Source organism: Flavobacterium sp., assembly GCF_004211145.1.
GTDB lineage: Bacteria > Bacteroidota > Bacteroidia > Flavobacteriales > Flavobacteriaceae > Flavobacterium.
This window is the reverse complement of the sequence record NZ_SEBS01000062.1, coordinates 1-10009: the sequence shown is the minus strand read 5'-3', so window position 1 is coordinate 10009 and position 10009 is coordinate 1. Positions and strand designations below refer to the sequence as shown.

Here is a 10009-nt window from a genome sequence, read left to right as displayed (position 1 = left end):
GCTCAGATCCTTATGGCTGAAAACGGGATAATCGAAGATTTCGTTCTTTTTGATCCTGTTTTTAAAGACGAGTACCGATATGTTTTCCTCGTCGATTCCGTTGGCTACCAACTCGGCCACAAGGGCTTCGCGTTCGTAAAAATAGCTTTCGTCGAATATGATGCCGACCGTCTTTACCTTCGCCTGATAAACCTCGTGATCCACGTTCGACAGGCTATTCTTAACAATTTTTTTCGTGAAAAGATTCTTCAGGAAGTTTAAAAACATACTACTTTTACCTCGCTTGTAAATTTAGTCAAATAATGACACAACAGTGGTCGGTAAAACTAAAAAACTATAACGTTGCCTTAAAACGTTTTGGTTTATTCTTAACATTTGCGACGGTACTCGCCTGTGGTTCGCGAAAACCATACGTGGCGAACATTTCGGGCAGGGAAATCCCGATAACCGACGCCAAAGGCGAAGACGCGAAAATCGCCGCGTTCATACGACCGTACCACGACCACATCGAGGCCGAAATGAATACGGTCCTGGCCGTGTCGCCCCAAACGCTCGACAAGTCGGGACAATGGCAGACGTCGATCGGGAACCTATTCGCCGACGTGACAAAATCCAAATCCGATTCGATTTTCTTTAAACGCGAAGGCAAACACATCGATTTCGTGATGCTAAATGCGGGCGGCGTTCGATCGATCATTCCTAAGGGAAATGTCACGATGAAAACGGCGTTCGAGATCATGCCGTTTGAAAACAGCGTGATCGTGGCCGAAATGCATGATGCGCAGATCATGGAAATGCTCCGTTATATCATTTCCGAGAAAAAACCGCATCCGATTTCCGGGATCGCATTCACGATCGGGAAAGACAACTCGCCGAAAAATATAATGATCGCAGGAAAACCTTACGATGCGGCGAAAACATACTATGTCGCCACGAACGATTATTTGTACATGGGTGGCGATAACATGCTGTTCTTCGCCAAAAGCGGGAAATCGTGGCCGCTCGATTATAAATTGCGCAATGTTTTGATTGATTATTTTAAGGAGGTTGATGTTGTTCCGTTTCCGACTGATCTACGAATTAGCGTGGAATGATTTTTTGCCAAGAAGACACGGAGACACGAAGGCAAAAGCCTTAGCAATTTTATTTAAGCAAAAGAGTTTCGTTATTCAGCGCACAGTAAAAAACCCTGCCTTTGAATCTTGGAGACTTCGTGTCTTCGCGCCTTCGTGGCAAAAAAACATTGCCCATTCACCGCAAAAAATATGAACAGACGTAACTTCCTCCAAAAAACAGCAGCAACATCGGCCCTCGCGGCTTTCGGCGGATTATCGCTCCAAAGTTTCTCGCCTGCAAAAAAGCAACTCACGATTTTGCACACGAACGACGTCCACAGCTACATCGATCCGTTTCCGGCCGACCATCCGAAGAATCCGAATAAAGGCGGAGTCGCGAGACGCGCAGCACTCATCGAAAGCATCCGACAGGAAAATCCCAACACTCTTTTACTCGATGCGGGCGATATTTTTCAGGGAACGCCCTACTTCAATTATTATGGAGGCGAACTCGAGATCAAGCTCATGAGCATGATGGGCTACGATTTGGGAACGATGGGCAACCACGATTTCGATAACGGCATCGAAGGTTTTTACGCTCAGTTGCCGCATGCGAATTTCAACTTCGTGTCGGCGAACTATGATTTCTCCAATACGATCCTCGACGGCATTGTGAAACCCTATAAAATTTTCGTGAAAGACGGCATCAAGATCGGAATTTTCGGGCTTGGCGTCGAACTCGCGGGTCTGGTCGATCGGCGTAATTACAAGGAGACGAAATACAACGATCCCGTGGGCGTGACGCAAGATATCGTAGGAACGCTAAAGGAAATTGAGAAGTGCGATCTGGTCGTTTGCCTATCGCACATCGGATATGATTACAAGAACGATCCGGATAAGATTTCAGACCTGAAACTCGCGGCCCTCACGAAAGACATCGACTTGATCATCGGCGGACATACGCATACGTTCCTGGACAAACCGACGATCGTAAAAAATAGCGCCGGGCAGGATGTTTTGGTCAATCAGGTCGGTTGTTACGGCATCAATCTGGGCCGAATCGATTTCTACTTCGACACCGATAAATCCAAATCAAGCCTCGGCCGTACCATTACTGTTTGATTTTTCGGTCGCCATCACGAATTCATAGAACGTGTAAAAGGCGAATGCGTTCAATCCCATCGCGATCGGCCTGAAAATCGCGGGCGAGAATCCCATGAGATAGAATTTTTCGACGAATACGATAAAGTGCAGCGCCCCGAAAAAGATGCCGCATAAAAGCAGCCACGAATTCCGCTTGTTGTCCTGCATCATGTAATATGAAAACGAAATCCCGCATAGGATCGAGATCAGGATGTTTTGGGCGATAAGGACCGCGAAACTGTTTTCAGGAATTCCATCGGTGATCAAAAACAGGTAGAAGTACACGAGAAGAAACGGTACCGTCGCGATCGCCACCGGAACGTAATCCCTCATTTTTATTTGTCGGACGATGTAAACGATGATCAGGATCCGATGCACCAAAAACACGAGCAATCCGTAGAACAACATTGTCTGGCTGTCAGGGATGAACAAAATATTCGTGACGAGCGAAAGTGACATGACTACAAAGAAAAACGGGCTTCGTTTGCTCGAGGTCAGGAAATAAAGCAGCATCAAAAGGAACGGCATGAGCGGCTTCAAGATGTAAATCAATGGCTTGTACGCGAAGAGTTCGCACACGACTTCAGCTATGGCCACCGCGAAATACAGGAGCGCAAAGAAGGTGATGCCATTATTTTCGTGCCTGAAAACCATAGGCTTAATTTAGGCGGGCAGGTTTTGGGCCACTCTTATTTTGGCGTTCTTCCGCTCGGAGATCAATACGAATTTACACAATATATATTGTCCGATCGCAAATAATGCCATCGCAATCGGCTGGAATATGTCAAGGTCGACGTAGAACAGTTTTACGACGAAAATAAACTGCGTGAAAGCGAACATGAGCGTGCTTATGAGCAATAAAGTATTGCCTTTGTTGGAGCGCAAAATGTAGTTTCCGACCGACAATCCGCCCAAAAACGAGATAAAGAATCCTTGCGCGATAAACATGTATAAGCCGTTTCCGATCGTATCGTAACTCACGTTGATCACATACAGATAAATGAAGACGAACGGCAGACTTCCCAAAGCCACGGGCAAGATTCCCGGGAATTTGATGAGCCGCATCACGACGTAAATGATCAGGATCCGATAGCCGAGGAAAATATACGCCCCGATGCTGATGCTCTCAAGCGAGCGCGAAATAAAAAACATGTTCGCTACCCAACTGCAAGCGAGCGCAAATAGGAAAACGACGTTTACCGAGCGCGAAGAAAGCCAATACATGATGGCCAAGATCGGGACGATGAACGGTTTGCTGCTCCAGATCAATGGAAGGTGATAGAAATATTCGGCGACTACTTCCATAGCCGAAACAAAGCAATACAAAACGGCAAAAACCTTGACTACCGCCAAACGCGAAATTTTTTCCATAAACGGCAATTAACACTACATGACTCGCTGCCTCAAACCGATTTCAACGGCTTGCGCAATGCGAAATACTTGATCACAAAGTAGTAGGAAAAGATTTGGAGCGCGATATCAAGACTTTGAAATTCAGGGAAGTCGATGATAATCAGTGTAAATATAACGTAAAAAACATCGGATACGCAATTGAATAATGCGGTCATCGCGAGATAAAAAGACATATTGGTCGAGCTCACATGGAAATGATAGGCCGCGAGACCGGCTTGAAGCCCGAGTATAACGCCGTAGATGATTACCGGAACGGTCAGCGCCTTACTTTCTGCGCTAAAGAAATGAATCAGCGTAAATGCCGCGACGATAAGCAAACCGAACGCGAACAATCCCGTGGCGAGTCCGGGCCAACTGAACCGAAGGCGCTTCACATCGGCCGTGATGAAACAAAGTAAAATGATGTACGACAAGATGAACGGCACCATTATGAAAATCGTCTCGTTCTTCAAATCGAGCAGTACGATCGTGTCGCCCGCGAATGTGAGCAGTAAGAACACACCGTACCAAACGTTGAACTTCGTCTTCTTGATCGACAGATAATAGAAGAAAATGGCCGGAATGACGATTGGTTTCGTAAAAATCAGCAACGTCTCACTCTTTATGGCCGTCGCGATGACCGCGAGGATACAAGCCGTGAAGTATAAGATTATCGCCGGTTTCTCAGTTTTCATACGAGCATTTTTATGAAATCGTTTTCCGACAGGATCGGTACATTGAGCTTGGTCGCCTTTTCCAATTTGGCCGGCCCCATGTTTTCACCCGCGACGACAAAATCGGTCTTGGCCGAGATCGAGCTTCCGAGCTTCCCGCCGTTTTCCTCGACCGCGGCTTTGATGCCATCGCGCGAAAAAGACTCGAACACACCTGAAACGACAAACGTTTTGCCTTGCAATTTATTGGTCGCGTTCGGATTTATGCGTTCGACAATTTCGAGTTGAACGCCGTAATTCTTGAGTCGGTCGACGATGTTCCGGTTCTGCGCATTCTGGAAAAAATCCATGACGCTTTGGGCGATGCGCTCGCCTATTTCGTCGACCAAAACCAAATCGATCAACGTCGCATTTGCAAGCGCGTCGATCGTTTTGTAGTGTTTCGCGAGTTTCTTGGCGACGGTTTCCCCGACGTATCGGATGCCCAAAGCATACAAAACGCGTTCAAATGGAATTTCCTTCGATTTTTCGATGCCGTTGATCAGATTCTCGGCCGATCTCTGCGCCATTCGATCGAGCGGAATCACCTGATCGACCGTAAGATCGTACAAGTCGGCATAATTGTGAACCAGGCCGTTGTGGAACAAAAGCGCGACGGTTTCCCCGCCGAGGCCTTCGATATCCATCGCTTTTCTCGAAATATAATGTTGGATGCGGCCAATGATCTGTGGCGGACATCCGTAGAAATTCGGACAATAATGTTGTGCTTCGCCTGCCGTCCGAACCAATTCGGTGTCGCATTCGGGACAATGCGTGAGATATTTTACGGGTTCGGCGTCGAGCGGACGTTTGCTCAAGTCGACGGCGATGATTTTAGGGATGATTTCCCCGCCTTTCTCGACGAACACTTCATCGCCTACGCGGATGCCGAGTTTCTCGATCTGGTCGGCGTTGTGCAAAGAGGCGCGCTTTACGATCGTTCCGGCCAACTGTACGGGTTCCAAATTCGCGACGGGCGTGATCGCTCCCGTTCGCCCGACCTGATATGAGATCGAGTTGAGTCGCGTCGAAACCTGTTCGGCCTTGAATTTGTACGCCATCGCCCAACGCGGGGATTTGGCCGTGTAACCGAGTTCTTCCTGCTGATGGAAATCGTTGACCTTGATTACGACACCGTCAATTTCGTACGGGAGATTGTGTCGGTGCGTATCCCAATAGTCCAGAAATTCAGAAACCTCGTCGAGGCTTTTCGCCAAGACCGCTTCTTTTGGGACCTTGAAACCCCAGCGACGCGCGGCTTCGAGACCTTCGAAATGCGTCTTGAACGGCAACTTGTCGGCGACGACCGTGTACAGCAAACAATCGAGCGGACGTTTCGAGACTTCGGCGCTGTCCTGTAATTTCAAACTGCCCGAAGCCGTATTTCTTGGATTCGAATACGGCGTTTCCCCTATTTCGATCAATTCCTTGTTCATCTTTTCGAAGCCGGCGAGCGGTAGGATGATCTCGCCTCGGATCTCAAACTTGTCGGGATAATCGCCTTTCAACTGCAACGGAACCGATCGGATCGTTTTCACGTTCGTCGTCACGTTGTCGCCCTGGAAACCGTCTCCTCTTGTAATCGCTTGTTTTATTTTTCCTTTTTCATAGGTTATGCTGATCGAAGCGCCGTCGTATTTGAGTTCGCAAGTGAATTCAACGGGGACGTTTCCGAGTGCGCGCTGGATGCGGTTTTCCCAATCGATCAAGTCTGCTCTCGAGTACGAATTGTCGAGCGAATACATGCGACGTTCGTGCACGACGGTATCGAAGTTTTTGGTGACCGAACCGCCTACGCGCTGTGTCGGGGAATTCTCGTCGAAAAATTCGGGATGTTTTTGCTCGAGGCCTTGCAATTCCTTGAGCTTTTGGTCGAACTCAAAATCGGAAATCGACGGATTGTCGAGTACGTAATAGTTATAGTTGTGCTGTTCGAGTTCATCGCGCAACACTTGCATGGCTTCCTGGATATTCATAAAAATCGGGCAGTTTCAATCGTCCGACTAAAATAACCATTTTGCTCAGGATTCTATAATCTTTTTTAGTTGTTGGAAGAATTGGCCATCGCTTAAAAACGCACCTTGCCGGATCAACTCGAAAATTGCCGCGTTGCGCTCGGCGTCGTACGCTTTCGTGCCGGTTTTGATTTCGATGGCGTCAGTGAACATATTGTCAGACAAGAATTGCACGCCTTCATTCGTAAGCAGGTCGACGTTTTCGTCAAGCACTTTCAAGATGATCGAATGTACGTGCGTTTCGCCGCAATGGAACAGGAAACCGTGCGACTTTGAGAAGTGCTCGAGGTATTCGGCCCGAGTCAGGACGCCTTCCCAAATCAGGTCAGAGAATACGTCAATTTCCTGCTCTGCGATCTGAGGTTGTTCCTGCTTGATTTTATCCCATTCTTTCTTGTCGATCGATTGGGTCGCGAGAAAATTGATGAATTCGGGATGGAGTTCCTCGAGTTGTTCTTTTGTGAGTCTTTGGTATTTCATTTTTGAATGCTTGAGTGCAAAGTGCCTGAGTGCCTGAGCGGGTTTCCGGGCAACACTGCGTATACGTTACTAATTACGTAAGATTCGGTTTCGGGGTTTGGAAGCGCAAAAATAGCGAAAGATGTTTGAAATAGTAAAAATGTCGAAAGTGCAAGGTGCAATATTGAAGGACGGACGTTTCGGCAAAATCCGCGCGTCGCTTTTCGAACTTATGATGTTTGAGACTTTACAAACTTTTCCGACTTTCGACTTTCGACTTTCGATTCCCTAGCCCGGATTGAAGCGAAAATCCCGCAGTTGTAAAAGTCTTGATTTTGTTTCATTGCCGCAGCGACCAAAGGAAGCTCGCGGAAATGATTACAAAAACAACTTTTACAATGAGGAATTGCAGCGGAAAGCCGGATCAGCTTCAAAATTAAACAAAAAAAAACCTCCTCAAATGAGAAGGTTTTCAATATAATCCAATTTTTGATTAAGCAGTCTGCTCAGCCACGATCTCGTAAGGAAGGTCTACGATCACATCACGGTGCAAACGGATGCTTGCATTATATTTTCCTGTACGTTTCACGATACCTGAAGTGATGAATTTACGATCGATAGATTGTCCTTGCTTGTCAAGAGCTTCAGCGATGTCAGCGTTCGTAACTGATCCGAACAATTTCTCGCCACCTGCTTTTGCAGTGATCTTGATTTCAAGAGCTTTCAATGCCTCGGCCAATTTCTTGGCGTCGTCAACGACTTTCGCTTCTTTGTGCGCTTTTTGCTTAAGGTTTTCAGCCAAGATTTTTTTAGCCGATGGAGTTGCCAATGAAGCAAATCCTTGTGGGATCAAAAAGTTACGTCCGTAGCCTGGCTTTACCGAAACTACATCGTCTTTGAATCCCAAATTTTGAACGTCTTGTTTTAAGATCAATTCCATGTTGATGTCCTTGTTTAAGAAGTTAGGTTCCGATGACGGAAACCAACAACGTTATTAATTAATTTATGTGCATTAGGCTGTAGGCTATAGGCTTAATGTCTTGTGCATCGACCAAACCTAAAGCATAAAGCTTATTGCGCTTTTTATTTAAGCAAATCGGCCACGTATGGCATCAATGCGAGGTGACGAGCGCGTTTCACGGCAACCGACACTTTTCTTTGGTATTTCAATGAAGTTCCCGTAAGACGACGTGGAAGGATTTTCCCTTGCTCGTTCACGAATTTCAACAAGAAATCCGGGTCTTTGAAGTCTACATATTTGATACCTGATTTCTTGAAACGGCAATATTTCTTTTGCTTATTCGTTTCAATGTTCAAAGGCGTAAGATATCTGATATCCCCGTCTTTTTTCCCTTTTGCTGATTGCTCTATGCTAGACATAATGATTAGGCGTTAGCTGGTGCTGCTGCAGCGGGTGCAGATGCGTTAGACTTTTGTTTTGCTCTTCTTCTTTCGGCCCAAGAGATGGCGTGCTTGTCAAGTGCTACCGTAAGGAAACGCATGACGCGCTCGTCGCGACGGAACTCAGTCTCGAACGGCAACAAGATCTCTCCTGGAGCTTTGAATTCGAAAAGGTGGTAAAAGCCACTTTTCTTGTGTTGGATTTCGTAAGCGAGCTTTTTAAGGCCCCAATCCTCTTCAGAAACAAATTCAGCACCTCTTGAAGTAAGATACTCTTTGAACTTGCTCACTGTTTCCTTTACCTGAACGTCAGATAAAACGGGATTCAAAATGAAAACAGTTTCGTAATGATTCATAAAAATTAATTTTGATTATTTAAAAATGTGTGCAAAAGTAGTGATTAAATTTTATTGCGCAAGAGAAATATCACTTTATTCGGTAAAATGCAAAAAAATCCGATAAATGTTAGGTCGGTTAAAAAAAACTATATATTTTCGCCTTACCAAATCTATAATAAATAAAGTTATGAAGTTAAATTGTGTCGTTGTAGATGACAGTTCGATCCAACGAATGATCATCGCAAAGTTAGTGAATAATCACCCGAACTTACATTTAGTAGGTGATTTTTCCAATGCAATTGAGGCCAAAAACTGTATGTCGGTCCACACCGTCGACCTTATTTTTCTCGATATCGAGATGCCGGTCATCAGTGGATTCGATTTTCTCGACGGGTTAAAGGTTAAGCCGCAAATCATTTTCATCACGTCAAAGGCGGAATATGCCATGAAAGCGTTCGATTATGATGCGACCGACTACCTTCAAAAACCAATCGCGTTGGATCGTTTTAATGCCTCGGTGAAACGTGCTATGGATTTCCACATGCTTAAGAAGGAAAACCAGGAAGAAGACGGAGACCACATTTTTATTAAGAGTAATCTTAAGAAACTGAAAGTCTTCACTTCTAAGATCAAATGGATCGAAGCATTTGGAGACTACGTGAAAGTAGTGACCGAAGAAGACAGCAACCTCGTCCTTTCGACGATGAAGTCTTTCGAGAAGGATTTGTCAAAAGACAAGTTCATCCGCGTGCACAAGTCCTATATTATCAATATTGACAAAGTGGAGAGGTTCAACAGCAAATTCGCTGAGATCGGGGTTACGAAAATCCCTTTGAGCCGAAACAAGAAAGACGATTTGATTCGTGCTTTGGCAATAGCTTAAACAATCTTTTGGATTGATATTGGCCGCTGATTTAAGTATCGGCGGTTTTTTTTTGCCGCAGATTTTTGTTTTGTCACAGATTTTTGTTTTGTCACAGATTTTTGTTTTGTCACAGATTTTTGTTTTGCCACGGATTTTTGTTTTGCCACGGATACACGGATTTAACGGATCATACTTACTTAATCGATTCATCCTCACATATCGATTCATGTTGATTTTAACACGAACATCTAAAATTTGAAATCCAAAAGTCCGTGAAAACCCGTGTATCCGTGTCAAAAAATATCGTCCCTTTGTGGCAAAGAACATAGCCTTCCCAGAAAAAGAAATTTTATGCTTTCTGTTCCTTAGTTTTAGCCACGGATACACGAATCTACACGGGTCGCACTTACTTAACCAATCATAGCGATATCCGATTCAAGGCGATTTTAACCGCAAGAATATCTAGGTCGAAATCAAAAAAGTCCGTGAAAATTCGTGTATTCGTGGCAAAAAAATCTCGTCCCTTCGTAGCAAAAAACGTAGCCGTTTCAGAAAAAGAAATTCCGCTCTTTGTTCCTTCATTTTAGCCACGGATACACGAATCAACACGGATCGCACTTACGTAACT

General features: G+C 45.3%; 11 protein-coding genes and 1 pseudogene. 3 read left to right on the top strand and 9 right to left on the bottom strand.

Going from position 1 to position 10009, the window contains the following annotated elements; all coding sequences use genetic code 11:
- A pseudogene (locus EOO50_RS17290) lies at positions 1-267 on the bottom strand (hypothetical protein); the annotation flags it as partial.
- A gap of 35 nt (positions 268-302) precedes the next feature.
- Between EOO50_RS17290 and EOO50_RS17285 the strand changes: the two are divergent.
- Together EOO50_RS17285 and EOO50_RS17280 are read left to right on the top strand one after the other, a co-directional pair.
- On the top strand, positions 303-1094 hold the full coding sequence (locus EOO50_RS17285) for a 5'-nucleotidase (RefSeq protein WP_290841535.1): 792 nt from the start codon (positions 303-305) through the stop codon (positions 1092-1094).
- Positions 1095-1265: 171 nt separating this feature from the next.
- A complete protein-coding gene (locus EOO50_RS17280; protein ID WP_290841534.1) occupies positions 1266-2177 on the top strand; it encodes a metallophosphoesterase in 912 nt (303 codons plus the stop codon).
- Here the strand turns inward: EOO50_RS17280 and EOO50_RS17275 are convergent.
- The 8 genes from EOO50_RS17275 to rpsF form a co-directional block, all read right to left on the bottom strand.
- A complete protein-coding gene (locus tag EOO50_RS17275) occupies positions 2148-2852 on the bottom strand; it encodes a hypothetical protein (RefSeq protein ID WP_290841533.1) in 705 nt (234 codons plus the stop codon). The genes EOO50_RS17280 and EOO50_RS17275 overlap by 30 nt on opposite strands.
- Before the next feature lie 9 nt (positions 2853-2861).
- A complete protein-coding gene (locus EOO50_RS17270; protein WP_290841532.1) occupies positions 2862-3569 on the bottom strand; it encodes a lysoplasmalogenase family protein in 708 nt (235 codons plus the stop codon).
- A 32-nt stretch (positions 3570-3601) separates the two neighbouring features.
- A complete protein-coding gene (locus tag EOO50_RS17265) occupies positions 3602-4285 on the bottom strand; it encodes a lysoplasmalogenase family protein (RefSeq protein WP_290841531.1) in 684 nt (227 codons plus the stop codon).
- The gene (gene ligA, locus EOO50_RS17260) at positions 4282-6279 is read right to left on the bottom strand and encodes an NAD-dependent DNA ligase LigA (protein ID WP_290841530.1); all 1998 of its coding nucleotides are present in this window, start codon (positions 6277-6279) and stop codon (positions 4282-4284) included. The genes EOO50_RS17265 and ligA overlap by 4 nt, the downstream gene beginning before the upstream one ends.
- Before the next feature lie 45 nt (positions 6280-6324).
- The gene (locus tag EOO50_RS17255) at positions 6325-6798 is read right to left on the bottom strand and encodes a DUF6495 family protein (protein ID WP_290841529.1); all 474 of its coding nucleotides are present in this window, start codon (positions 6796-6798) and stop codon (positions 6325-6327) included.
- A 472-nt stretch (positions 6799-7270) separates the two neighbouring features.
- Positions 7271-7717 carry a 50S ribosomal protein L9 gene (rplI, locus tag EOO50_RS17250; protein WP_290841528.1) on the bottom strand — a complete coding sequence of 149 codons (447 nt, stop codon included), beginning with the start codon at positions 7715-7717 and terminating at the stop codon, positions 7271-7273.
- Positions 7718-7860: 143 nt separating this feature from the next.
- Entirely contained in the window at positions 7861-8157 is a 297-nt protein-coding gene (rpsR, locus tag EOO50_RS17245) for a 30S ribosomal protein S18 (RefSeq protein ID WP_290841527.1), read from the bottom strand.
- A 5-nt stretch (positions 8158-8162) separates the two neighbouring features.
- Complete coding sequence (rpsF, locus tag EOO50_RS17240; protein WP_290841526.1) at positions 8163-8534, bottom strand: 30S ribosomal protein S6; 372 nt, start codon at positions 8532-8534, stop codon at positions 8163-8165.
- A 169-nt stretch (positions 8535-8703) separates the two neighbouring features.
- Here rpsF and EOO50_RS17235 point away from each other — a divergent pair, with 169 nt between their 5' ends.
- Entirely contained in the window at positions 8704-9399 is a 696-nt protein-coding gene (locus EOO50_RS17235) for a LytTR family DNA-binding domain-containing protein (RefSeq protein WP_290841525.1), read from the top strand.
- Positions 9400-10009 lie beyond the last annotated feature (610 nt).

Excerpts from the sequence above, each read along its gene's own strand:
- EOO50_RS17285 (WP_290841535.1), top strand. The coding sequence starts at position 303 with ATGACACAACAGTGGTCGGTAAAACTAAAAAACTATAACGTTGCCTTA.
- EOO50_RS17280 (WP_290841534.1), top strand. The coding sequence starts at position 1,266 with ATGAACAGACGTAACTTCCTCCAAAAAACAGCAGCAACATCGGCCCTC.
- EOO50_RS17275 (WP_290841533.1), bottom strand. The coding sequence starts at position 2,852 with ATGGTTTTCAGGCACGAAAATAATGGCATCACCTTCTTTGCGCTCCTG.
- EOO50_RS17270 (WP_290841532.1), bottom strand. The coding sequence starts at position 3,569 with ATGGAAAAAATTTCGCGTTTGGCGGTAGTCAAGGTTTTTGCCGTTTTG.
- EOO50_RS17265 (WP_290841531.1), bottom strand. The coding sequence starts at position 4,285 with ATGAAAACTGAGAAACCGGCGATAATCTTATACTTCACGGCTTGTATC.
- ligA (WP_290841530.1), bottom strand. The coding sequence starts at position 6,279 with ATGAATATCCAGGAAGCCATGCAAGTGTTGCGCGATGAACTCGAACAG.
- EOO50_RS17255 (WP_290841529.1), bottom strand. The coding sequence starts at position 6,798 with ATGAAATACCAAAGACTCACAAAAGAACAACTCGAGGAACTCCATCCC.
- rplI (WP_290841528.1), bottom strand. The coding sequence starts at position 7,717 with ATGGAATTGATCTTAAAACAAGACGTTCAAAATTTGGGATTCAAAGAC.
- rpsR (WP_290841527.1), bottom strand. The coding sequence starts at position 8,157 with ATGTCTAGCATAGAGCAATCAGCAAAAGGGAAAAAAGACGGGGATATC.
- rpsF (WP_290841526.1), bottom strand. The coding sequence starts at position 8,534 with ATGAATCATTACGAAACTGTTTTCATTTTGAATCCCGTTTTATCTGAC.
- EOO50_RS17235 (WP_290841525.1), top strand. The coding sequence starts at position 8,704 with ATGAAGTTAAATTGTGTCGTTGTAGATGACAGTTCGATCCAACGAATG.